The organism is Mycobacterium stomatepiae (assembly GCF_010731715.1).
Classification (GTDB): domain Bacteria; phylum Actinomycetota; class Actinomycetes; order Mycobacteriales; family Mycobacteriaceae; genus Mycobacterium; species Mycobacterium stomatepiae.
This window is the reverse complement of the sequence record NZ_AP022587.1, coordinates 753925-777313: the sequence shown is the minus strand read 5'-3', so window position 1 is coordinate 777313 and position 23389 is coordinate 753925. Positions and strand designations below refer to the sequence as shown.

General features: G+C 65.5%; 19 protein-coding genes, 1 pseudogene and 1 riboswitch. Of the genes and pseudogenes, 17 read left to right on the top strand and 3 right to left on the bottom strand.

All coding sequences use genetic code 11. The features are described 5' to 3' along the window. Positions 1-9 precede the first annotated feature (9 nt). The 10 genes from eccE (at position 10) to G6N54_RS03780 (ending at position 11830) form a co-directional block, all read left to right on the top strand. Positions 10-1209, top strand: a complete 1200-nt coding sequence (gene eccE / locus G6N54_RS03825; protein ID WP_163788645.1) for a type VII secretion protein EccE — start codon at positions 10-12, stop codon at positions 1207-1209. Next, positions 1206-3038 carry a type VII secretion AAA-ATPase EccA gene (gene eccA / locus G6N54_RS03820; RefSeq protein ID WP_163788644.1) on the top strand — a complete coding sequence of 611 codons (1833 nt, stop codon included), beginning with the start codon at positions 1206-1208 and terminating at the stop codon, positions 3036-3038. Before eccE ends, eccA begins: the two co-directional genes overlap by 4 nt. A gap of 130 nt (positions 3039-3168) precedes the next feature. Beyond that, positions 3169-3342, top strand: a riboswitch (M-box (ykoK) riboswitch). A gap of 354 nt (positions 3343-3696) precedes the next feature. Beyond that, positions 3697-4896: a PPE family protein gene (locus G6N54_RS03815; RefSeq protein ID WP_269475876.1), complete on the top strand. Its 1200-nt coding sequence runs from the start codon at positions 3697-3699 to the stop codon at positions 4894-4896. 21 nt (positions 4897-4917) lie between these two features. Continuing rightward, positions 4918-6114, top strand: coding sequence for a PPE family protein (locus G6N54_RS03810; RefSeq protein WP_163788643.1), 1197 nt, complete (start codon positions 4918-4920; stop codon positions 6112-6114). A gap of 7 nt (positions 6115-6121) precedes the next feature. After that, a complete protein-coding gene (locus G6N54_RS03805) occupies positions 6122-6460 on the top strand; it encodes a DUF732 domain-containing protein (protein WP_163788642.1) in 339 nt (112 codons plus the stop codon). 1102 nt (positions 6461-7562) lie between these two features. Further along, positions 7563-8807, top strand: coding sequence for a PPE family protein (locus G6N54_RS03800; RefSeq protein ID WP_163788641.1), 1245 nt, complete (start codon positions 7563-7565; stop codon positions 8805-8807). A 69-nt stretch (positions 8808-8876) separates the two neighbouring features. Continuing rightward, a complete protein-coding gene (locus G6N54_RS03795) occupies positions 8877-10274 on the top strand; it encodes a PPE family protein (RefSeq protein ID WP_163788640.1) in 1398 nt (465 codons plus the stop codon). Between the two features lie 45 nt (positions 10275-10319). Then, entirely contained in the window at positions 10320-10646 is a 327-nt protein-coding gene (locus tag G6N54_RS03790) for a DUF732 domain-containing protein (protein ID WP_163788639.1), read from the top strand. Between the two features lie 19 nt (positions 10647-10665). Beyond that, positions 10666-10998, top strand: a complete 333-nt coding sequence (locus G6N54_RS03785) for a DUF732 domain-containing protein (RefSeq protein WP_163788638.1) — start codon at positions 10666-10668, stop codon at positions 10996-10998. Between the two features lie 121 nt (positions 10999-11119). Continuing rightward, positions 11120-11830: an MgtC/SapB family protein gene (locus G6N54_RS03780; protein ID WP_163788637.1), complete on the top strand. Its 711-nt coding sequence runs from the start codon at positions 11120-11122 to the stop codon at positions 11828-11830. A gap of 15 nt (positions 11831-11845) precedes the next feature. On the opposite strand, the pseudogene G6N54_RS03775 reads toward G6N54_RS03780, so the two are convergent. Further along, positions 11846-12067, bottom strand: a pseudogene (locus tag G6N54_RS03775) (NAD(P)/FAD-dependent oxidoreductase); the annotation flags it as partial. A 224-nt stretch (positions 12068-12291) separates the two neighbouring features. On the opposite strand from G6N54_RS03775, the gene G6N54_RS03770 reads away from it, so the two are divergent. Further along, on the top strand, positions 12292-13182 hold the full coding sequence (locus tag G6N54_RS03770) for a sterol desaturase family protein (protein WP_163794494.1): 891 nt from the start codon (positions 12292-12294) through the stop codon (positions 13180-13182). A 95-nt stretch (positions 13183-13277) separates the two neighbouring features. Beyond that, entirely contained in the window at positions 13278-13958 is a 681-nt protein-coding gene (locus G6N54_RS03765) for an Rv1815 family serine proteinase (RefSeq protein ID WP_163788636.1), read from the top strand. A gap of 6 nt (positions 13959-13964) precedes the next feature. Here the strand turns inward: G6N54_RS03765 and G6N54_RS03760 are convergent, their stop codons facing one another. After that, a complete protein-coding gene (locus G6N54_RS03760; RefSeq protein ID WP_163794493.1) occupies positions 13965-14408 on the bottom strand; it encodes a nitroreductase/quinone reductase family protein in 444 nt (147 codons plus the stop codon). A gap of 121 nt (positions 14409-14529) precedes the next feature. On the opposite strand from G6N54_RS03760, the gene G6N54_RS03755 reads away from it, so the two are divergent. The 3 genes from G6N54_RS03755 to G6N54_RS03745 all read left to right on the top strand — a co-directional run bounded on the left by G6N54_RS03755 (position 14530) and on the right by G6N54_RS03745 (position 17341). Further along, positions 14530-15213: a TetR/AcrR family transcriptional regulator gene (locus tag G6N54_RS03755; RefSeq protein ID WP_197939571.1), complete on the top strand. Its 684-nt coding sequence runs from the start codon at positions 14530-14532 to the stop codon at positions 15211-15213. A gap of 126 nt (positions 15214-15339) precedes the next feature. Further along, on the top strand, positions 15340-15840 hold the full coding sequence (locus G6N54_RS03750) for a VOC family protein (RefSeq protein WP_163788635.1): 501 nt from the start codon (positions 15340-15342) through the stop codon (positions 15838-15840). A gap of 46 nt (positions 15841-15886) precedes the next feature. Beyond that, complete coding sequence (locus G6N54_RS03745; RefSeq protein ID WP_163788634.1) at positions 15887-17341, top strand: FAD-binding protein; 1455 nt, start codon at positions 15887-15889, stop codon at positions 17339-17341. Here G6N54_RS03745 and G6N54_RS03740 read toward each other — a convergent pair. Further along, positions 17338-19257 carry an ABC transporter ATP-binding protein/permease gene (locus G6N54_RS03740; protein WP_163788633.1) on the bottom strand — a complete coding sequence of 640 codons (1920 nt, stop codon included), beginning with the start codon at positions 19255-19257 and terminating at the stop codon, positions 17338-17340. The genes G6N54_RS03745 and G6N54_RS03740 overlap by 4 nt on opposite strands. 94 nt (positions 19258-19351) lie before the next feature. Between G6N54_RS03740 and G6N54_RS03735 the strand changes: the two genes are divergently transcribed. After that, positions 19352-20995, top strand: coding sequence for an acetolactate synthase (locus tag G6N54_RS03735; protein WP_163788632.1), 1644 nt, complete (start codon positions 19352-19354; stop codon positions 20993-20995). A 34-nt stretch (positions 20996-21029) separates the two neighbouring features. Continuing rightward, positions 21030-23360 carry an accessory Sec system translocase SecA2 gene (gene secA2 / locus G6N54_RS03730; RefSeq protein ID WP_163788631.1) on the top strand — a complete coding sequence of 777 codons (2331 nt, stop codon included), beginning with the start codon at positions 21030-21032 and terminating at the stop codon, positions 23358-23360. The last annotated feature ends 29 nt before the right edge of the window (positions 23361-23389 follow it).

Sequence of the window (23389 nt, the reverse complement as noted above, 5' to 3'; positions counted from 1 at the left end):
GTAAAAGCAATGAAGGCTCAGCGCAGGTTTGGGTTGTCTTTGTCGTGGGCGCGAGTCACGGTCGTGTTCTTGGTCGTCGTCGGGATCTTGCTGATAGCCAGTCACTGCCCCGACTCGTGGCAGGGGCAGTATCACATCGCGTGGTGGGTGGGGGTCGGCATCTCGGCGATCATCGTGCTGCTGTCCCTGGTCACCCATCACGGGCTCACCGTGACGTCCGGCTTGGCCGGATGGCTCTGGGACTGGTCGGCCGACCCGGGCACCACGCTCGCCGCGGGGTGCACGCCCGCGCTTGACTACCAGCGCCGATTCGGACGCGACAAGGTCGGGGTGCGTGAGTACGACGGCCGCCTGGTGACCGTGATCGCGCTGGACGGCGACGACGACACGGCCTCGCGCCACCACCGCCAGAAGAGCGCCCCGCCGGCCAGCCTGCTGGTGCGTTCCGTGGCCACCGGACTGCGCCAGTTCGACGTCAACCTCGACGGCATCGACATCGTTTCGGTGCAAATGCGCCGTGGCGGCAACGCCGCCGAGTTGTCCAAGCTCGACAAGTTGGGTCCGGAAGAGTGGGGGGTGGTCAGTGATCAGCCCGCCTCGTACGTGCGCCGCACCTGGCTGGTGCTGCGGATGAACCCGCAGTCCAACGTCGCCGCGGTCGCGGCCCGCGATTCGCTGGCTTCCACGCTGGTCGCGGCGACCGAGCGGCTGGTCCAGGATCTCGACGCCCCGGGCTGCGCGCCCCGGCCATTGACCTCCGAGGAGATCGCCGAGGTCGACAGCGCCGTGCTGGCGGACCTGGAACCAACCTGGAGCCGCCCCGGCTGGCGTTACCTCAAGCACTTCAACGGGTTCGCGACGAGCTTCTGGTTGACGCCGTCGGACATCACCACCGAGACGCTAGAGGAGCTGTGGCTGCCGGACGCCGAGGCAACCGTGGTGACCATTCAGGTCACCGCTGACGAGGGCCAACCCCAGGTCTCGGGCTGGGTGCGCTACCACAGCGACAGCCGGCTGCCCCGCGGAGTGTCCTCCGGACTCAACCGGCTCACCGGCCGCCAGCTGGCCGCGGTACGCGCCAGCCTGCCTGCTCCGACGACTCGCCCCCTGCTGGTGGTGCCCACCCGCGGGCTGCTTGCCGACGACGATTTAGTGCTTCAGGTAGGCCAGGTGCGGGAGGGCGCTGAGCGCTTGCTTGCCGAGCAATGAGCCGCCCCCAATCGGCGGCGGAGGACGCCCGTAACGCCATGGTCGCCGGCCTGTTGGCGTCGGGAATCTCCGTCAACGGCCTACAGCCCAGCCATAACCCGCAAGTGGCGCTACGAATGTTCACCACAGCCACCACGCTCGACCCGGCGATGTGTGACGCCTGGCTGGCCCGGCTGCTGGCGGGCGACCAGAGCATCGAGGTGATTTCCGGCGCCTGGGCGGCAGCCGGCACGTTCGGTTGGGAAACCCGTCGGCTCGGCGTGACGGAAATTCAGTTTCATCCCGACGTCTCCGACGGGTTGTTTCTGCGACTGGCGGTGCTGAGCGTGGAGTCGCTTGCGTGCGTGTACGCCGCGGCGCTCGCAGAGGCCAAGCGCTACGAGGAAGCCGTCAAGCTGCTCGATGGCATCGAACCGCGCCAACCGATCGACGAAGAGCTGATCGCCTACGTGCGCGGCATCCTCTACTTCCGCGCCGGCCGATGGCCGGACGTGCTGGTGCAATTCCCCGAGGGAAAGATCTGGCGTAATCCCGAATTGAAGGCCGCCGGCGCGGCGATGGCGACCACGGCGCTGGCATCGCTCGGGGTCTTCGAGGAAGCGGTCCGGCGCAGCAAGGACGCCATCGAGGCGGATCGGGTACCGGGCGCAGCCAATGTCGCCCTGTACACCCAAGGCATGTGCCTGCGGCACCTCGGACGCGAGGAAGAAGCCGTTGAGGTGCTGCGCCGGGTGTACTCCCGGGACCCCAAGTTCGGCCCGGCCCGCGAAGCCCTGGACAACCCCAACTACCAGTTGGTGCTCACCGATCCGGAAACCATTGAAGCCCGCACCGACCCGTGGGACCCGGACAGCGCCCCGACCCGGGAAGAGAACGAGGCGGCCCGTCAAGCTGAGACGGCAGCCAAGTACCTCGAAGAGGGCGACGAGGAGCTCAACGCCATGCTGGGCATGGAACGGGCGAAGCGGGAGATCAAACTCATCAAGTCCACGACCAGGGTGAATCTGGCTCGCGCGAAGATGGGCCTTCCGGTGCCCGTGACCTCGCGCCATACCTTGTTGCTCGGCCCACCCGGGACCGGAAAGACCTCGGTGGCGCGCGCTTTCAGCAAGCAGCTGTGCGGGTTGACGGTGCTGCGCAAGCCCGTGGTGGTGGAGACCAGCCGAACGAAGCTGTTGGGCCGCTACATGGCCGACGCGGAGAAGAACACCGAAGAGATGCTCGAGGAAGCGTTGGGCGGAGCCGTCTTCTTCGACGAGATGCATACGTTGCACGAGAAGGGCTACCAACAGGGCGACCCGTACGGCAACGCGATCATCAACACCCTGCTGCTCTACATGGAGAACCACCGCGACGATCTGGTGGTGTTCGGCGCGGGGTATGCCAAGGCGATGGACAAGATGCTCGAGGTGAACCAGGGTCTGCGACGGCGCTTTTCGACAGTCATCGAGTTCTTCAGCTACACGCCCGACGAGTTGGTCGCGCTGACCCGGTTGATGGGCCAGGAGAACGAAGACGTCATCACCGAGGAATCCGCCCAAGACCTGCTGCCGTCGTACACCAGGTTCTATCTCGACGAAAGCTACTCCGAAGACGGGGATCTGATTCGCGGCATCGACACACTCGGTAACGCCGGCTTCGTGCGCAATGTGGTGGAGAAGGCCCGCGACCACCGGAGCTTCCGTCTCGACGACGAGGACCTCGACGCGGTACTGGCCGCCGACACCACCGAATTCACCGAACTTCAGCTGCTCCGGTTCAAGGAACTCACCGGCGAGGACCTGCTCGAGGGCCTCAGTGCGGCAGTCGCCGAGAAGAAGTCGAGTTAGCCGACTCTCCTCTAATTGCCAACACGGCCGCCAGATCCCGAATGGCATCTGTGTGGCATCACCGTGAATTGTTGCAAATGCCTCGCAGAAAGCTTGACTCGCTCGGTCTCGAATGCCACGATGGCGTCTGCAATCACCTCGTTAGGTGAGGCTTCCATTACGGATATAGGCCACTGACCCCAAACGTCGAAAGACGCCCAGGGTCAGGACAGCTCTTCCCGGCTTAAGGGTTGAGCCCAAGTGGCTTCTGGCGTTTCGCCGGATACGCAGTGTGGTGCCGAAGCTCTGATGAGAGGGGTGCCGGATCCGGCGATTGCGCCGGATGCATCCACCCCTTCGTGCAGAATAAAGGCATCTCGGTGTGCCCAGGCCGTAAGGAGGTGAGAACGAAATTAATCCTGCTGATAGTCCCAATTCTCGATCGATGACGTTTCGTTCGAGCCCACTATGGCGTTGCTCATGCCCTTCGGCTTCCACCGAGTCGCCCACCTACGTTGCGCAATCGGTGTATGTCCTGGCAAGGATCGCGCCCCCAGCTCACCCTTATTGCTGAGGAGAACACCGATGAGCTTTGTCAACGTGCCGACCGCAGCCGGTTTGGGTGCGGCCACCGAGGCTCCCGACGTAACGGCCACCTGTTAAGCGCCGAGGGGGAATCATGCTGGATTTTTCGGCATTACCGCCGGAAGTCAACTCGACCAGAATGTATGCCGGTCCCGGATCGGGGCCGTTGCTGGCCGCCGCAGCCGCCTGGAATGCACTAGCAGCCGAAATGCGTTCGGCGGCAACTGATTACCATTCGGTGATTCGGGAACTGATCAGCGTCGGCTGGACAGGCCCGTCGTCGACGTCGATGTTGGCCGCTGCCGCGCAATATCTGGCGTGGCTGAATACCACCGCCACTCAGGCCGAGCAGACGGGTATGCAAGCCAATGCGGCGGCGATGGCGTTCGAGGCCGCGTTCGCGATGACGGTGCCGCCGCCGGTCGTGACGGCCAATCGCACACTCTTGGCTAACCTGGTGGCGACCAACATCATTGGCCAGAACAGCCCGGCGATCGCGGTCACCGAGGCCCAGTACATGGAGATGTGGGCGCAGGACGCCGGGGCGATGAACGGCTATTCCGTGGCGTCGAACTCCGCGGCACGAATGGAGTCGTTCACCTCGCCGCAGACCAACACCGCCCCCGACGCGGTGCAGGGCCAAAACCAGGCCGTCTCGCAAGCACTCAACACGGCGGCCGGGAACACACAGTCGTTGTTGTCGAGCAACGACGTGTCCGCCCTGGACGTGGCGGATCCTGCCGCCGTGCAGCAGGGGCCGGTCATTGACTACCTGACCGGCTTGCTGGACGGATCGAACAACACGGCGCTGGGAAGCTTCTTGGGCAGCAACTTCTTCAGCAACACACTGCTGAACGGCTCGATTGCGGGTGGCCCGTTCAACCCGCAGACCATCCTGGCAACGGCGGTGGGTGCGATGGGGACGAAGGCCACGGTCATGTCCGGTCTGGACGACTTCGCCTTCGGCGCCGAAGGTGCCGGGACCGCCGCCCTGTCCTCGAGCACGGTGCCTTCGCCGGGGCTCACCGGTGCATCCGCCGGGGTCGGCAATGCGCACTTGATCGGTTCGATGTCGGTGCCGCAAAGCTGGGCCTCGACGGCCAATATCACCGCGGGTCAAGGCCCGGCTCCGGTCACCGGCCTCAGCGACATCGGGTCGTCCGGGACCCCGGCTGCCGGCGGGCCCGGCGGTGTCGCGGGTCCGTTGGGCGGTACCGGGCGCCGGTTGCGTCGCGCGATTCCCAGGTACGGGTTTAGGCCCGTCGTCATGCCACGTCCACCGGCCGCCGGCTAAGAGACTTCAGGAGGAGATGTCATGCTGAATTTCGGGGCGTTACCGCCTGAAGTCAACTCGGCCAAGATGTATGCCGGCGCCGGGTCGGGATCGATGCTGGCGGCCGCGGCCGCATGGAACGCGATGGCCGCTGAGTTGCGTTCGGCGGCAACCAATTACGAGGCGGTGATCAATTCACTGATCAGTGAGGGGTGGCTGGGTCCGACGTCGGCGAAGATGGCGGCGACGGTGCGGCCGTATATCGCGTGGTTGGACACCACCGCGGCCCAGGCCGAACAGGCCGGCGCGCAGGCCAATGCGGCCGCGGCGGCTTATGAGGCGGCGTTTGCCGCGACGGTGCCTCCGCCGGTGGTGGCGGCTAATCGCACGCTGCAGGCAAACCTGGTGGCGTCCAACATCTTCGGTCAGAACACCGGGGCGATCGCGGCCACCGAGGCTCAGTACGGCGAGATGTGGGCCCAAGACGCCTCGGCGATGACTAGCTACGCCACGGCCTCGCGCGCGGCCAGCACCATGACGATGTTTAGCGAGCCGCAGTCCGACACAGCCACCGACGCCACGGCGTTGCAGGCCGACGCGGTCAACAACGCCCTGGCGGCCCCCGCCGCGACTCAGGCGACCAGCATCTGGGACTGGCTTGGCTTGTCGCCCAACTCGAATACGTCCACGACCGGACTTGCCGGGATCATGAACATTTTCAGCAATTCCAAGCAGAATCTGCTCGGGGCTTTCCTGAACAACGCCTCGGTGTCGGGTCTGTCGAACGCCTTTACCACCAACGGCATTCTGAACCCGACGACCTTCGTCGACTCGCAGATGACGGTCAACTCGCTGAGCGCCATAGGAGCGACCACTTCGGGCCTGGAGGATCTGTCCGCCGGCCTTAGTGCCGCTGCTGTGTCATCGGTGACGAGCCTGCCGGGCGCGGCAACAACGGCGGCGGTGGGACAGGCGAGCCTGGTCGGGGCGCTCTCCGTCCCGCCCGCCTGGGCCGCTTCGGGGGCAACGGTGTCCACGGTGGCGGCAACGACTCAGGTCGGAGCCGGGGCATATCACAGCTTCGGCGCCGCCACCCCGATGGTGATGGAAGAGGCCGGGGCAGTGGGTATGCCCGGGGTTCCGCTGGCGGGCGTTCCGACTCCGCATGAGGATGAATTCGCTGACCCGATCTACGGATTCCGCCCCCGCGTCATCGGACGCCCACCCGCCGCCGGCTAATCGACCTATGAAAGCCCTACCATTCCTGGCCAGCGCGCTCGCCTTGGCCGGCCTGGCCGCACCGGCTCACGCCGATCCTGGCGATGATGCCTTCCTGGCCGCGCTCAATCAGGCGGGCATCACCTACCGCGACCCGGACCGCGCTATTAAGGCAGGCCAAAAGGTGTGCGACCTGGCCAGCTCGGGGACCTCACAACTCGACATCATCAGAGACATCCGCGATCTCAACCCCGCATTCACGATGGCCAGCGCCGCTAAGTTCGCCAAAGCGGCCGCAAGCGCCTACTGCCCCAACCTGTTGGCGACCGACAGTGGTGGCGACGCTCCGGTTCCCGGTGGCGGCTAGCTAAGCACGAGCGCCGGCTGACGGCCGGCGCTTCCCGCGGGTGCCGGCAGCTGGTTTAGCCGGTGCCCGCGTGGTGACTGCGGTCTGCGGCGCGCAACCTTAGCGCAAGAGCAATGGCACTTACCCGAGGATCGCCGCCCTCACAGCAAACACTCAGAAGTCAATAAGCTTTATAGCAGTTCTACCTGTTTTCGTTAGGTGAAATTTAGGGGAGCGCGATATGAATTATTGACTGTCAATTCGGCGCTGTCGACGCCCGTAACGATCCGATCCGGGTGCGGCTCGCCTGGCCCCGAGCCGGGCAACGACCCAGCACCCGCGATGCGCTTGCCGCACCTGACTTTTGGTCCGATGTTGAGGCATCGGCACGCCAGACCCTCATTGCCCGGGGTAGCTCGGAATTTCCCGGTGACATATAGACTCGCAAATTTTTGCGGGCAAAAAAATTGTATGATGGAGGAAATTTGGCAACCAAATTGTCAGCGCCGCTTGTCTTTAGATAGTAAACGCGCATCGCGCGATAGGCGACCATCGATCTATCTGCACGCGGCTTTGATTGCGGCACTTTCACGCTCTCATTATCAAAAAGATTACCCAATATGATTGGCGGCCGAAAGAAGGCTGAGTCAACGACTTAGCAATCGTCTTCAATTGAAGTTAATATCATCGAGTTCGCTACCGGGCCAGCGTGGATTTGTCACTTGCAAACCGTGCAGCCCCTCTTGCAGCTCGTCGCTGGATATTGGATTCATAGGCGTTATACTGCTAGTTTGATACTAGCAGTATTAGCTGCGTCACGCGCACGATCTCACACGGGTGCTCAACACGATGAGATCTCTTTTTTACACCGCGATTACCCAAAGGGAACGCGTCGCGAATAATTAATGGTCAAACTAATCGTCATATCGAGGCTGCGAACATGTATCGAGGACCGATAGTGATCCTGAGAAATTCTCAGTCGACAGAGCACGAGGGTGTAGTCATTAAACACGTGTTATACAATGCGGATTCGATGGATTTCATTAGAGCTCGGCGCGTTTGCGGCGAGGGTCATGGAACCGCGCCTACCATGGCGGCCAAATGAGGGAGGCGAGGTAAAAAAATGTTGGACTTCGGGGCCCTACCACCGGAGATCAACTCCGGTCGGATGTATGTCGGCGCGGGATCGGGGCCGATGTTGGCCGCCGCGGCGGCCTGGGACGAGTTAGCGGGGGAGCTTCACTCGGCCGCGGCCTTGTACGGCTCGACAATTCAAAGCCTGTCCGTGGGCCCCTGGACCGGACCTTCCTCGATCGCGATGGCGGCGGCAGCGGCACCGTATGTGCAATGGATGAGCGCGACCGGTGCCCATGCCGAGTTTGCCGCCACTCAGGCCAAACTCGCGGTGGTCGCCTACGAAGCGGCGTTCGCGGCGACGGTCCCACCGCCGATCATCGCGTCCAACCGTTCGCTGCTCGCGACATTGATCGCCACCAACATCCTGGGCCAGAACACCCCGGCGATCGCGGCCACCGAAGCCCAGTACATGGAGATGTGGGCGCAGGACGCCGCCGCGATGTATGGATATGCCGGTTCATCGGCGACGGCGTCGCAGCTGGCGCCGTTCACCGAACCACCGCAGACCATCAACAATTCCGGATCACAGGCACAAGCGGCCGCGGTAGCCCAGTCGAGTACCACGTCGGGTACCCACGCCGCCCTGCAACTCTCCCAGGCCGTGACGACAAATGTCGCCGCGGCACCCGCCGCCGCCGCCCCGTCGACAGGGTTGACCGTGCCGCCCGCCATCACCAACTGGAACACCATCTGGAGCGCCATCACCGGTGTGTTCTCGCCGCAGTCATGGACCACGATTCCCGGTGGTCCATTCCTGTCGTTCGGTCAGGCGTACGCCTGGGGCCAGAACGGACAGAGCGCCGCGGCGTACCTATCCGGGCCAAAATTCATCAAGGGCGCGTTGGAACCACTGACCAGGGTGCCCAGCGCGGTTCACCCCATGCTCAGCTCTGCCGTCAGTGAAGCTCCGGTCACCGGGTCGATGGGCAGGTCGGCGTTGGTCGGAGGCATATCGGTGCCACAGGGCTGGACCGAGGCGGCCCCGAACATCAGAATGCTCGCGCAGTCGTTGCCCGCCAACCTGGCGGCCGCCCCGGCCGCCTCGCTGATCGGCGAGGAAGGCGTGTTCAGCCAGATGGCGTTGTCCAGCCTGGCCGGTCGCGCCGTCGCTGCCGCCTCGACCCACACGGTGAACGGCAATGCCGCGACGGCAGCCGCACTGGGCAGTCTGGTCGCCGAAGCCGACCCCGCCGCCGCCACCATCATCGTCATACCGGACCTGGAGGACTGATCGCGATGAGCACGCACAGCAGCCCGGCACCGTCCCGCCAAGCGCTCGCCACCAGGTAAGGGGTACGACATGTTTTACGGAGCCTTTCCACCGGAGTTCAACTCGGGCCGCATATACGCCGGTCCGGGTGCGGAGTCGTTGGTGACGGCCGCGACGGCCTGGGAGAACCTGGCCGCCGAATTGCAGTCGATCGCGACCTCCTACTCGTCGGTGGTCGCGAATCTGACCACCGGACCTTGGGTGGGCCCGTCGTCGCTCGCCATGGCGGCCGCGGTCACTCCCTACGTGGAATGGATGCAACAAACCGCGACGCAGGCGGCCCAAACCGCGGCCCAAGCGACGCAGGCAGCCACTGCCTACGAAACGGCATTCGCCGCGCACGTGCCGCCGCCGATCATCGCGGCCAACCGCGAACTGCTCGCGGAGCTGATGGCGACCAACCTGCTCGGGCAGAACACCGCGGCGATCGCGGCCGCCGAGGCGCAATACGGCGAAATGTGGGCGCAGGACGGCGAGGCGATGGACACCTATTTCGCCTCCTCGGCGACGGCGTCCAACGGGCTGGTCGAGTTCAGTCCGGCACCCCAGACCACGAACGAGCAGGGGCCGGCGATGCAGGCGGCCGCGGTCAGCGCGTCGTCCAGCTCCGCGACCGGCAACGCGGCGAATGCGGTGGCCGCGGCCGCCGCGACGAGCGGCGCTACCGGGCCGCTGGCGGGTCTTGCCGACATCGCCACGGCCTACCAAAACTTCTGGACGAATCTGCTGAACACCATTCCGGGCGGAGCGAGCTTCTACACGGCCATGTACAACGCCGTCAAAGTGCCCCTGGGCCTCACCACGCAGTTCAACGACATCGGATTGCTGATCAACTTCCCGGTGTCGCAGTGGCTCAAGTTCGCCCCGCCGGTGGCGTACGGCGCACTCCCCAAAGACGCGCTGGGAGCTGGTCTGGGCGCGTTGGGCTTCACCCGGGGCACCCTGTTCGACGCGATCTCGCCTACGGCGGGTTTCGCTCGGGGCACGCTGGTCGGATCGCTGACGGTTCCGCCCAGCTGGGCCTCGTCGACGCCGGCGATCAGAACGGTGGCGGCCGCCTTGACGGCCGCCGGGCCGGAGGCCATCCCGGCGACGGCGTTAGGCGAGGGCAGCCTGTTCAGCTCGATGGGCATGGCGGGAATGCTGGGAAGCGCGATGGGCGCCGGAGGTCCCACCGTGGTAAACGCTAGCGTCCGCAACCGGATGAAACCGCTCAAAGACCTCAAAGACAAGAACTCGCCGGAACACCTGAAACGTTTGGTGGCACAGATTTCGGAGAAGCCCGAAACCGTGCAGCATCACAACGTCGATGAGAAAGGCCTCGACGCACTGCTCGAGCAGCTGGCCAAGAAGCCGGGTATCCACGCGGTGCATCTGAAGAAGGGCAAGTCCAAGGTCATCCCGTCCGAAGATGCGCAATTAGGTTGAGGAACAACCTAATTCAGGGATTTGGTTCAGCACGAAAGGAGGTAATTGATGAAACGGCTATTCGCGGTACTCGGTGTCTTCGCGATGATCGGCCTGGCGGCGCCGGCGTACGCCGAACCAGTGCCCGAGCCGGACGGTGACGACGGGGCCTTCGTGGCTGCCCTGCGCCAAGCCGGCTTCAGCTTCTCGAGCGAGGGTTCAGCCGTCACGGCGGCGCGGGCGGTGTGCTCGTGTTTGAACAACGGCGAATCGGGCCTGGAGCTGGTGCACGACGTGAAGAACCACAACCCCGGAATGAGTATGGAGATGGCATCGGACTTCGCTTTGATCTCGGCGAAATTCTATTGCCCGCACCAACTTTCGAAGGCCTGATCGAGGGTCGGCTGAGCTGATGCGACCGCTCCTAGCGCTGCTTGGCGTCTCCGCGACGATCGTCTTGAGCGCTCCCGCCCACGCCGATCCGGACGGCAGTCCGGACGACGCCGGCTTCCTCGCGACCGTGCGCAGCGCGGGCATCACCTACACCGACTCGGGTCAGGCCGTCGCATTCGGAAGGGCGGTCTGCGGCTTGATCAGCGCGGGCAAATCCGGCTCGGAGCTGATTGGGGACCTGCAACGCAAAAACCCCGGATTGACCACCGATCACGCCACCCTGTTCGTCGGGATCGCGGCGAAGTACTACTGCCCGCAACAGCTCACCAACAATCGGCCGGCTGCGCAGTAGCGACGGCCGGCGATGCCGCCGCGCGGAAGTATCCATCTGCTGTTCACCTGACGATGGTTGGCTGGTCGCTGCCGGTATCGCCGCGGGGCCGGGGGTCCGCCGTCGGGGGAAGGAGTTGGGTATGGCGCAGACACTGAGCGTCGCCGATTTCGCGCTCCGGCTGGGCGTCGGGGTCGGCTGCGGCGCCCTGGTCGGTATGGAACGGCAATGGCGAGCGCGCCGGGCCGGGCTGCGGACCAACGCGCTGGTCGCCGCGGGTGCGACGTTGTTCGTGCTGTACGCGGTTGCCACCCAGGACAGCAGCCCCACCCGGGTCGCGTCCTATGTGGTGTCCGGTATCGGATTCCTCGGTGGTGGGGTGATCCTGCGCGAGGGTGTCAACGTGCGGGGCCTCAATACCGCCGCCACCCTGTGGTGCTCGGCGGCGATAGGTGTGCTGGCCGCCTCGGGGAACCTACTCTTCACGTTGATCGCCACCGGCGCCGTTATCACCATCCACCTGGTGGGCCGCCCGTTGGGGCGGGCGATCGACCACGACAACGACGCGGAGGAAGACGAAGGCCGTCGCCCCTTTCTGGTACAGGCGATCTGTCGCCCGAAATCCGAGAAGTACGCCCGCGCCCAACTGGTCCAGCACGCCAGCAGCAACGACCTCACGCTGCGCGGCATCCACACCGGGCAGGCCGCCGAGGACGAAATCACTTTGACCGCCCACCTTCTCGTGGATGGCCACACGCCGGCCAAGCTCGAGCGATTGGTCGCCGAGCTGTCCCTGCAGCCCGGAGTTCGCGCGGTGCAGTGGTACGCCGGTGACGACGCGCAGTCCGACTGACGGGGACTCGGTCGGCTACGGGCGAGCCTGGAGCTCGGGTGCTGCCGCGGCCAGCAGGACGGCGCGAGCGCCGGTCAGTGGGGGATAGATCCGCCGGCAGTTGATGGTCTGCTTGGTGGACTTGGCTTGCGCGCCCGTGGAGACCACCACCCGATTCCATCCTTCGGTGTAGACCGCGCCGGCCGCTCTCAGATCGAGAACAGTTACATACCAAGGGATTCGAAGGGTCAGCATCGGCTCGCTGGACTCCGGCGAATAACGCGCGCAACCGGCTCGGCAGCTCGCAGCCAATTTCGATCCCGGTCGGCCCGGCCCCGACGACCACGACCGTCGCGGCTGCGGGCGCCGGGGGACAACTCTCCAAAGCCTGAGCAGACAGGGATGCCGGCATCCAGGACCGATGGCCGTAATCTATCGGTGTGCATGCCGTCACCGGGTTCTGGCTCGCGTTGCCTCCGCAGATGCGGGACCCGGTGCTGTTCGCGATCCCGTTCTTCCTGCTGCTGCTGACGCTCGAGTGGACGGCGGCTCGCAAATTAGAGCGCCTCGAGGCGGCCGACCGGCCGGCGTCCGGGGCCTATCTCGCCCGCGACTCGATGACCAGCATCTCGATGGGGCTGGTCTCGGTGGCCACCACGGCCGCCTGGAAGACCCTGGCGTTGCTCGGTTACGCGGCCATCTACGCCTATCTGGCACCGTGGCATCTCTGGGTCGGTCAGTGGTACACCTGGGTCATCGCGATCCTGGGTGTCGACCTGCTCTACTACGCCTACCACCGGATCGCGCACCGGGTGCGGCTGATCTGGGCCACCCACCAGGCCCATCACTCCAGCCAGTACTTCAACTTCGCGACCGCGCTGCGCCAGAAGTGGAACAACAGCGGCGAGATCCTGCTGTGGATTCCGTTGCCGCTGTTGGGTCTTCCGCCCTGGATGGTGTTCTTCAGTTGGTCGCTGAACCTGATCTATCAGTTCTGGGTGCACACCGAGCGGGTCGGCAAGCTGCCGCGGCCCGTTGAATTCGTCTTGAACACACCGTCGCACCACCGGGTGCACCACGGGATGGATCAGGAGTACCTGGACAAGAATTACGGCGGGATCTTCATCGTCTGGGACCGCTTGTTCGGCAGTTTCCAGGCCGAGACCTTCCGCCCCCATTACGGCCTCACCAAGCAGGTGGACACCTTCAACATCTGGAACCTGCAGACGCGCGAATACGTCGCGATCGCGCGCGATTGGCGCTCGGCGCGGCGGCTTCGCGACCGGCTGGGCTACGTATTCGGACCGCCGGGCTGGACTCCGCGGCCCGCTGCCGTGACCGGCGACTCCGTTCGGGTGGCCTCGTCGATGTAACGCCGACCGCGAATCGGTCGATGTCGAAACAGTAACGGCGCAATCTCAACTTGTGGTCGGAGCACGTCCCGACCTTGACGGAACGGAGTCCGTCCATGGTGTATCGCAGGGCACTTCGCGTGCTGGCCGTGGGTATCGCCGCCGCGGCCTGCGCACCTGGTTTGCCGGCCGCCACCGCGCACGCAGATCCAATAGTGGTGTCGCCGGGCATGGAGATCCTTCAGGACAACCGCTTGTGCACGCTGGGCTACGTCGATCAGGCCGCGAGAATCGCGTACACCGCGGGGCACTGCCGCAGCACCGGAAACATCGTCACCGACAAGAATCGCAACCCGATCGGCCATCTCGCGACCTTCCGCGACGACACGCCCAGCGGCTCGACCGTCGCCGTCGACCAGGCGATCAGCGACTACGAGGTGATCGCGCTGGATCCCAATATTCCGCTGAACAACATTCTGCCGGGCGGGCGGCCGCTGGTCTCGAGCCCGAACGTGGCGCTGCAGCCGGGCCAGGCGGTCTGCCACTTCGGCGTCTCCACCGGTGAAACCTGCGGGACCGTCGAAGCCGTCAACAACGGCTGGTTCACCATGTCGCACGGTGTCCAGAGCCATCCCGGCGACTCGGGCGGCCCGGTCTATCTGGCCCCTGCGGCGGGCCCGGGGCAGATCGTCGGGATCTTCAACAGCATGTGGGGCGACTTTCCCGCGGCGGTCTCCTGGCGATCCACCTCTGAACAGGTTCACCAGGACATGGCCGGGCAGGTCAACCCCAGCTAGCGCGCGTCACCGCGGCCCGAGCACGAACACCGGTATCGACGGAGCGCCGGCCCGGAACTCGTCGGCCCTGGAATCCGGCGTCAGGCCCGCGACATAGCCCTTGACCTGCCAGTACCACCTATCGAGGTAGCGCTTCAACAAATCGGGTTTGGCCGCGTCGTCGACCTCCGTGGCCGCGAGGCTTCGCCGCCGCCAGCGCGGCCCCACGTCGACGACTCCCGCCGCCCTGACGTTGCGTGCCCACTGCGTGTTGCCTCTCGGCGAAACGAGGTAGTCCACGCCGTCGACGGTCAACAGATTGATCACCACGGCGCGCTGCTTGCCCGTCTTGCGCCCGCGTACATGCAGTGACCGCGTCCCGGCGATGCTGATCCCGAGGTCGGCTAGCCAGCGGATGACGGCGCTTCCGGCGCGGGCGACGCGGTTGGGTTCTTCGTAGCGCGTGGAAATCGTGGATCCTCTCGGCGGAGTCTCGAACATCTCGAGAGCAGTGCTCTCTCAGGAGGTCACAATGGCACAACGGCCGACGAAAAGCAAGAGCGGTGATCTCGGTTTGTGCCAAACTGACTACGTGGGCAAACGCCAGGAGTCGCGCGAACAGATCGAGAAGCGCATCGTCGAGCTGGGTCGGCGCCATCTGGCCGATCGCGGCGCGGCCGGGCTATCGCTGCGCGCGATAGCGCGCGACCTGGGCATGGTCTCCTCGGCGGTGTACCGGTACGTGTCCAGTCGCGACGAACTGCTCACCCTGTTGCTGGTGGACGCCTATTCGGACCTGGCCAATGCCGTGGACCGGGCCCGCGACAGCGCGGACGAGCTGTGGAGTCACGACGTCATCGCGATCGCCCGGGCCACGCGGCAGTGGGCAGTAGAGCATCCCGCGCAATGGGCGCTGCTATACGGCAGCCCGGTCCCCGGATATCACGCCCCTGCCGAACGCACCGTCGGAGTGGGCACCCGCGTGGTAGGAGCCATCTTCGACGCGATCGCCGCCGGAATCACCACGGGAGATATCAGGCTGACCAATACTGTGGTCCCGCAACCGATGTCATCGGACTTCGATCGGATTCGACAGGAGTTCGGCTTTCCCGGCGACGACGCCGTCATCACCAAGTGCTTCTTGTTCTGGGCCGGGGTGCTGGGCGCGATCAACCTCGAGGTGTTCGGACAGTACGGCGCCGACACCGTGACCGACCCGGGAGCCGTCTTCGATTCCCAGGTTGGGCTGCTGGTCGATGTGCTCGCCCGGCATTGACGCAGCGGGCCGGGGCCCCGAATTAGAATGTGTTCACCCGGTGTTTCCGGACGCCTGGCATCGGATTGCGGCAAAGAATTCTTGGCCCTTTCTGGGGGCCGACCGACTGGGCTATCCTGCCAATCGATGACGCTTGAAGTTCAATCGCCGACACAGATCGCCTGGGTCACTCGGAGTCTGGACGCCACCGAAATGGCTCTCACCGGCTTGTTAGGCGCCCGGAAGTGGGTGCGGATACCCGACGTGCACTTTGCTCCAGACAGCTGTAGCTACCGTGGCAAACCGGCCGACTTCGTCGCCAGCATCTCCCTGAGCTATCTCGGCGACATGCAGCTGGAGCTGATCGAACCGGTCAGCGGGGAGAACGTCTATAGTGAATTTCTTCGTGACTCCACACCGGGTTTGCACCACATCTGCATGGAGGTCGAAAGCCCCGAGCAATTCGATGCGGCGCTGGCCGACGCCGCCAACCACGGCGCCGAGGTGGTGCAGCAGGGCGTGATGCCCGGCGGAATCCAATTCGCTTACCTCGCGGCACCACATGCGGCGGTACCGTTTGTGGAGATCGCCTACATCTCGCCCGAGATGCGGGCGTTTTACGACTACATCAAACGAGAGCAACGGTGAGCCGCGCCTGCGACGCAGAGCGCAGCGAACAGGAGGAGTGGCGCCAATGAGCACCGAGATCCCGGCGACGGTCAACGCGGACACAGTGACGTCCTGGTCGGACGACGTCGATGTGCTGGTGATCGGCTTCGGCATCGGCGGCGGCTGCGCGGCAGTCAGCGCGGCGGCCGCCGGGGCGCGGGCGCTGGTCCTGGAGCGCGCCGCCGTGGCAGGCGGGACGACGTCGCTTGCCGGCGGCCATTTCTACCTGGGTGGCGGGACCGCGGTCCAGCAGGCCACCGGCCACCCAGACTCGCCCGAGGAGATGTACAAGTATTTGGTCGCGGTCTCTCGCGAGCCTGACCAGGCCAAGATTCGCGCCTATGCCGACGGCAGCGTCGAGCATTTCAACTGGCTCGAGGATCTGGGTTTCCAGTTCGAGCGGAGCTACTTCCCGGGCAAGGCGGTGATTCAGCCCAACACCGAGGGCTTGATGTTCACCGGCAACGAAAAGGTATGGCCCTTCCTGGAGCAGGCCGTGCCGGCGCCGCGCGGCCACAAGGTGCCGGTGCCCGGTGACACCGGCGGCGCCAGTATGGTGATCGACCTGTTGCTCAAACGGGCCGCCAGCCTTGGCGTGCAGATCCGTTACGAGACCGGCGCCGCCGAACTCATCGTGGACGATTCGGGTGCGGTGACCGGCGCGACCTGGAAGCAGTTCACCGAAACCGGTGCGATCAAAGCAAAGTCGGTCATCATTGCTGCCGGGGGATTCGTGATGAATCCGGAGATGGTAGCCAGGTACACCCCAAAACTGGCGGAGAAGCCGTTCGTGCTCGGCAATACCTATGACGATGGCCTTGGTATCCGGATGGGGGTCTCGGCCGGCGGCGCCACCCAGCACATGGATCAGATCTTCATCACCGCTCCGCCCTACCCGCCGTCGATCCTGCTGACCGGGATAATCGTCAACAAGCAGGGGCAGCGCTTCGTCGCCGAGGACTGCTATCACTCCCGTACGTCCGGCTTCATCATGGATCAGCGGGACAGCGCGGCGTACTTGATCGTCGACGAAGCGCACTTGGAGCACCCGACGATGCCGCTGGTGCCGCTCATCGACGGCTGGGAGACCGTCCCCGAAATGGAAGCGGCGCTTGGCATTCCCGAGGGGAACCTGGTAGCGACGTTGGACCGCTACAACGAATTCGCGGCCAAGGGTGAAGATCCCGACTTTCACAAGCAGCCGGAATTCCTTGCGGCGCAAGATAAAGGCCCCTGGGGCGCGTTCGACATGTCGCTGGGCAAGGCGATGTACGCCGGATTCACCGTCGGCGGGCTGGCGACGTCCCTGGACGGTGAGGTGCTGCGCGAAGACGGCACGGTGGTACCCGGCCTGTACGCGGTCGGGGCGTGCGCGTCCAACATCGCGCAGGACGGCAAGGGCTATGCCAGCGGCACTCAGTTGGGTGAGGGCTCGTTCTTCGGCCGCCGCGCCGGAACGCATGCGGCCGCACACCGCTAAACCGTCGCGGGCTCCTGGCCGATCGGACCCAGCTGCCAACGGCCGCCGCCGAGTAGTTGCAACTCCTGCTCGTGATGTTGCTCGACGGTGTGGCGATGACTGACGCTGACCACGACGCACTCAGGTAGCTCAGTGCGCAGCAGCTGATACAGCGCGAACTCGAGTCCCTCGTCGAGTGCCGAAGTCGACTCGTCGAGGAAGACGGCCCGCGGCTTGGTGAGCAGAATCCGGGCGAACGCCACGCGCTGCTGCTCACCCGGCGAGAGCACCTTGGCCCAGTCGTGCTCTTCGTCCAGCCGGTGGATCAGCGGGGCCAGCGCCACCTTGGTCAGCACGTCATGCAGTTCACCGTCGGTGATGTCGTCCGGCGAATTCGGATAGCACACCACGCCGCGCAGGCTGCCCAGCGGCACGTAGGGCAACTGCGACAGGAACATCGTCGCGTTGTCGCCGTCGGGACGGCACAGGGTTCCGGAGGCATACGGCCACAGTTCGGCGAGGCTGCGCAGCAAGGTGGTCTTGCCGGCACCCGAGCGCCCGGTGATCACCAGCGAGTCGCCGCTGTCGAGCTCGATATCGAGCGAGTCGATCAGCTGATCTCCGGCCGGCGTACGGACTTCGATGCCGGCCAGCTCGACCGTCTTGTCCTGGCTCGGCTTGACCAGCACCGCGGGCAGCGCGCGCCCCTGGGCGTTGGCGTCGACCAATCCGTGCAGGCGGATGATGGCGGCCCGGAACGACGCGAACGCGTCGTAGTTGTTCCGGAAGAACGACAGCGAGTCGTGAATGTTGCCGAACGCCGTCGCGGTCTGGCCGACGTCGCCGAAGTTGATCTTGCCGGCGAACAACCGCGGTGCCTGAATGATCCACGGCAGCGGGACAATTGCCTGCGACACCGACCAGTTCCAGCCGTTGAAGATGATCGTCCGGCGGACGAACTTGCGGTAGTTTTCGATGATCGGCGTGAAGCGGCGCCACAGCTGCGCCCGCTCGACTCGCTCGCCTCGGTAGAAGCCGACCGCTTCCGCGGCGTCGCGCAACCGCACCAGGGCATAACGGAACGCGGCGTTGAGCTTCTCGTTATTGAAGCTCAACCAAATCAGCGGGCGCCCAAGCCAAATCGCCACGACTGTCGCGATCAGCACGTAGACCAGCACAGTCCAGAACATGGCCCGCGGCAGCGTGATGCCGAACAGGGTCAGGTCCCCGGACAGGTTCCACAGGATCGCGGCGAACGAGATCACCGAAGCGACCGCGTTGACGGCTCCGAACAGCAACGTGCTGCCCGTTCCGTTGGCCGGGTTGTTCGGGGTTCCACCGGCGTTGGCGGTGAAGATGTCGATGTCCTGCTGGATACGCTGGTCGGGGTTGTCAATCGTGTTGTCTATGAACAGATCCCGGTAATAGGCCCTGTCGTCCAACCAGTCGTCGGTGAGGTGGGCGGTCAGCCACATGCGCCAGGAGATGATGAACCGCTGGGTGATGTAGATGTCGACCATGAATCGGACGACGTAGAGCGTGGCCAGTACGGTGAAAATCCACAGCGACATGTAAAAGCCATGGATACCAGACTGTTTGACGGTGTCATCGCCGGCGGCCAACCCCTGGACCGCGATCTGCACCGACGTGTACAGGTCGTTGCCCTGGTAGCTGAGCAGCACGGTGAGCCGCACGGCAAGTAACACCGACAGCAGCAGCACCCCGAGGAGGCCCCACACCTTGAGGCTGGCCGGACCGACGAAGTAACCGCGGGTGATCCGCCAGAACTGGCGGCCCCACGGCGTGAAATATCTGAACGCGACCAGCACGACGACCACAACGACCGCGGCGATCGTCCAGGCGATGGCGACCCACTGCAGCGAGTCCGCAAGTGCCGACGACCAGTCGATGGATGGCTTGAATAGCGTGGGACCCAACTTCGACGTCTCCTTGCTATCGAGGCATCCTGAGGAGCCTCGTGGCGAATGCTTCCCCGCGAAGGTACCCGAGACCGGCGGTTAGGCTGCCAGGATGAGCATCGACGCTCCGTCCAGCCAGATCGTCCATGCCGGCCGGCTGATCGCCCGGCGCCTGCGGGCGAGCGGCATCGACACCCTTTTCACGCTGTCCGGCGGCCACCTATTCTCCCTGTACGACGGCTGCCGTGACGAGGACATTCGACTGATCGACACCCGCCACGAGCAGACCGCGGCGTTCGCCGCCGAGGGCTGGTCGAAGGTGACGAGGGTGCCCGGCGTCGCCGCGCTCACCGCAGGACCCGGTGTCACCAACGGCATGAGTGCTATGGCGGCCGCGCAGCAAAACCACTCACCGCTGGTGGTGCTCGGTGGGCGGGCGCCCGCCGGGCGCTGGGGCCAGGGATCGCTGCAGGAGATCGACCACGTGCCGTTCGTGGCACCGCTGGCGCGCTTTTCGGCCACCGCGCAGTCCGCCGCCGACACGGGCCGCCTTGTCGACGAGGCACTGCGCGCCGCCGTAGGCGCGCCCTCGGGTGTGGGCTTCGTCGACTTTCCGATGGATCACGTGTTCGCCGTCTCCGAGGACGACGGCCGTCCCGGCGCGCTGACCGAGCCGCCACCACCGCAGGCCCCCGACGGCGACGCCCTGGACCGCGCCGCCAGCCTGCTGGCGTCCGCGCGGCGCCCGGTGATCATGGCCGGCACCAACGTGTGGTGGGGACACGCCGAGGCCGCGCTGCTCCGGCTGGCCGAGGAGCGGCGGATCCCCGTGCTGATGAACGGCATGGCCCGCGGCGTCGTGCCCGCCGATCACCCGTTGGCTTTCTCACGGGCGCGGGCGAAAGCGCTGGGCGAGGCCGACGTCGCACTCGTCGTCGGGGTGCCGATGGATTTTCGGCTGGGCTTTGGCAAGGTCTTCGGGCCGCAGACCCAACTCATCGTCGCGGATCGGGCCGAACCCGACCGGGAACATCCCCGGCCGATCGCCGCGGCCCCCTACGGCGACCTGACCGGCATTCTCTCGGCACTATCCGGGCCGAGCGGCACCGACCACGGCGACTGGATCGATGCGCTGCGAACCGCGGAGACCGCCGCGCGCGATCAGGAAGCCGCGGATCTCGCTGACGACCGAATCCCGCTGCACCCGATGCGGGTGTACGCCGCGCTGAAGCCGATGCTGGACCGCGACGCCATCGTGGTGATCGACGCCGGTGATTTCGGTTCCTACGCGGGCCGGATGATCGACAGCTATCAGCCGGGCTGCTGGCTGGACAGTGGCCCGTTCGGCTGTTTGGGCTCCGGTCCCGGCTACGCGCTGGCGGCCAAACTGGCCCACCCGCAGCGACAGGTCGTGCTGCTGCAGGGCGACGGCGCCTTCGGCTTCAGTGGCATGGAATGGGACACGCTGGTGCGTCACCAGGTGCCGGTCGTGTCGGTGATTGGCAACAACGGAATCTGGGCGCTGGAGAAGCATCTGATGGAGGCGATCTACGGCTACTCGGTGGTGGCGGAGCTGCGTCCCGGGACTCGCTACGACGAGGTGGTCCGGGCCCTGGGCGGCCACGGCGAGCTGGTGTCGGCCCCCGTCGAGCTGCGGCCCGCGCTGGAACGCTCCTTTGCCAGCGGCCTGCCCGCGGTCGTCAATGTGCTCACCGATCCGACGATCGCCTATCCGCGCCGATCGAACCTCGCCTGATGGGTCGGCGCAGCTCACCGCGTACCGTTGACCTGTGCCAAAGACCACCCGCACCCAGCCGGGCCGCCTGAGCAGCAGATTTTGGAAGCTGCTCGGCGCTAGTACGGAAAAGAACCGCTCGCGCTCCCTCTCCCAGGTCAGCGACTCGTCCGAATACGACGAGAAGGCCGCCGGCCTGTCCGACGAGCAGCTGCGCAAGGCGACCGGGTTGCTCAACCTCGACGATCTGGCGGACTCCGAGGACATCTCGCAGTTCCTGGCGATCGCCCGGGAAGCCGCGGAGCGGTCAGCGGGGTTGCGGCCGTTCGACGTTCAGCTGCTGGGCGCGCTGCGCATGCTCGACGGGGACGTGATCGAAATGGCGACCGGTGAGGGCAAAACCCTGGCCGGCGCGATCGCGGCGGCCGGATACGCGATCGCCGGCCGGCACGTCCACGTGGTCACCATCAACGACTACCTGGCCCGCCGCGACGCGGAATGGGTGGGCCCGCTGATCGAGGCTATGGGGCTGACGGTCGGCTGGATCACCGCGGAGTCGACGAGCGCGGAGCGCCGCGCGGCCTACGACTGCGACGTCACCTACGCCTCGGTCAACGAGATCGGTTTCGACGTGCTGCGGGATCAGCTGGTCACCGATGTCGACGACCTGGTATCGCCCAATCCCGATGTGGCCCTTATCGATGAAGCCGACTCCGTGCTGGTCGACGAGGCGTTGGTGCCGCTGGTGCTGGCCGGCACCACACACCGGGAAACGCCGCGGCTCGAGATCATCAAGCTGGTGGGCGAGCTAGCCCCCGACACCGACTACGACACCGACTCCGACAGCCGCAACGTGCATCTCACCGATGCCGGCGCGCGCAAGGTCGAGAAGGCGCTCGGCGGTATCGATCTGTACTCCGAGGAACACGTCGTCACCACGCTGACCGAGGTGAACGTCGCGCTGCACGCCCATGTGCTGTTGCACCGCGACGTGCATTACATCGTCCGCGACGGCGCCGTGCACCTGATCAACTCCTCTCGCGGCCGCATCGCGCAGTTGCAGCGCTGGCCGGACGGTCTGCAGGCCGCCGTCGAGGCCAAGGAAGGCATCGAGACCACCGAGACCGGCGAGGTACTCGACACCATCACGGTGCAGGCGCTGATCAACCGGTACAAGACGGTGTGCGGCATGACCGGCACCGCGCTGGCCGCCGGTGAGCAGTTGCGCCAGTTCTACAAGCTGGGTGTCTCGCCAATTCCGCCGAACGAGCCCAACATTCGCGAAGACGAGTCCGACCGGGTGTACGTCACCGCCGCGGCCAAGAACGACGCGATCGTCGCTCACATCGCCGAGGTGCACGAAACCGGCCAGCCCGTGCTGGTGGGTACCCGCGACGTGGCCGAGTCCGAGGAGCTGCACGAGCGCCTGGTGCGCCGCGGTGTGAAGGCCGTCGTGCTCAACGCCAAGAACGACGCCGAGGAAGCGCAGGTGATCGCCGAGGCCGGCAAGTACGGCGTGGTCACGGTGTCCACCCAAATGGCCGGGCGGGGCACCGATATCCGGCTCGGCGGCTCCGACGAGGCCGATCACGACCGGGTCGCCGAGCTGGGCGGGCTGCACGTCGTCGGCACCGGCCGCCATCACACCGAGCGGCTGGACAACCAGTTGCGCGGCCGCGCCGGACGCCAGGGCGACCCCGGCTCGTCGGTGTTCTTCTCCAGCTGGGAGGACGACGTCGTTGCGGCCAACCTCGACCGCAACAAGCTGCCCGAGCAGACCGACGAGGACGGCAGGATCGTCAGCCCGAAGACCAACGGCCTGCTCGATCACGCCCAGCGCGTCGCCGAGGGCCGGCTGCTGGACGTGCACGCGAACACCTGGCGCTACAACCAGCTGATCGCCCAGCAGCGTGCCATCATCGTGGACCGCCGAAACACGTTGCTGCGCACCGCAACCGCGCGTGAAGAGCTGGAAGAGCTGGCGCCAAAGCGCTACGAGGAGCTGGCCGGGACCGACGGCATCTCCGAAGAACGGCTCGAGACGATCTGCCGGCAGATCATGCTGTATCACCTCGACCGCGGCTGGGCCGATCACTTGGCCTACCTGGCCGACATTCGCGAGAGCATCCATCTGCGTGCGCTGGGCCGGCAGAACCCGCTCGACGAATTTCACCGGATGGCCGTCGACGCGTTCGCGTCGCTGGCCGCCGACGCGATCGAGGCGGCGCAGCAGACCTTCGAGACGGCGAACATTCTCGAAGAGGAACCGGGCCTGGATCTGTCCAAACTGGCACGACCGACGTCGACGTGGACATACATGGTCAACGACAACCCGTTGTCCGACGACACGTTGTCCACGCTGAGCCTGCCCGGGGTATTCCGCTAGACCGGTTCGTCCCGCGATGCGGACTGGAT

Bases quoted from the DNA above. Each gene is read 5' to 3' on its own strand.
- eccE (WP_163788645.1), top strand. From the start codon at position 10: ATGAAGGCTCAGCGCAGGTTTGGGTTGTCTTTGTCGTGGGCGCGAGTC.
- eccA (WP_163788644.1), top strand. From the start codon at position 1,206: ATGAGCCGCCCCCAATCGGCGGCGGAGGACGCCCGTAACGCCATGGTC.
- G6N54_RS03815 (WP_269475876.1), top strand. From the start codon at position 3,697: ATGCTGGATTTTTCGGCATTACCGCCGGAAGTCAACTCGACCAGAATG.
- G6N54_RS03810 (WP_163788643.1), top strand. From the start codon at position 4,918: ATGCTGAATTTCGGGGCGTTACCGCCTGAAGTCAACTCGGCCAAGATG.
- G6N54_RS03805 (WP_163788642.1), top strand. From the start codon at position 6,122: ATGAAAGCCCTACCATTCCTGGCCAGCGCGCTCGCCTTGGCCGGCCTG.
- G6N54_RS03800 (WP_163788641.1), top strand. From the start codon at position 7,563: ATGTTGGACTTCGGGGCCCTACCACCGGAGATCAACTCCGGTCGGATG.
- G6N54_RS03795 (WP_163788640.1), top strand. From the start codon at position 8,877: ATGTTTTACGGAGCCTTTCCACCGGAGTTCAACTCGGGCCGCATATAC.
- G6N54_RS03785 (WP_163788638.1), top strand. From the start codon at position 10,666: ATGCGACCGCTCCTAGCGCTGCTTGGCGTCTCCGCGACGATCGTCTTG.
- G6N54_RS03780 (WP_163788637.1), top strand. From the start codon at position 11,120: ATGGCGCAGACACTGAGCGTCGCCGATTTCGCGCTCCGGCTGGGCGTC.
- G6N54_RS03770 (WP_163794494.1), top strand. From the start codon at position 12,292: ATGCGGGACCCGGTGCTGTTCGCGATCCCGTTCTTCCTGCTGCTGCTG.
- G6N54_RS03765 (WP_163788636.1), top strand. From the start codon at position 13,278: ATGGTGTATCGCAGGGCACTTCGCGTGCTGGCCGTGGGTATCGCCGCC.
- G6N54_RS03750 (WP_163788635.1), top strand. From the start codon at position 15,340: ATGACGCTTGAAGTTCAATCGCCGACACAGATCGCCTGGGTCACTCGG.
- G6N54_RS03745 (WP_163788634.1), top strand. From the start codon at position 15,887: ATGAGCACCGAGATCCCGGCGACGGTCAACGCGGACACAGTGACGTCC.
- G6N54_RS03735 (WP_163788632.1), top strand. From the start codon at position 19,352: ATGAGCATCGACGCTCCGTCCAGCCAGATCGTCCATGCCGGCCGGCTG.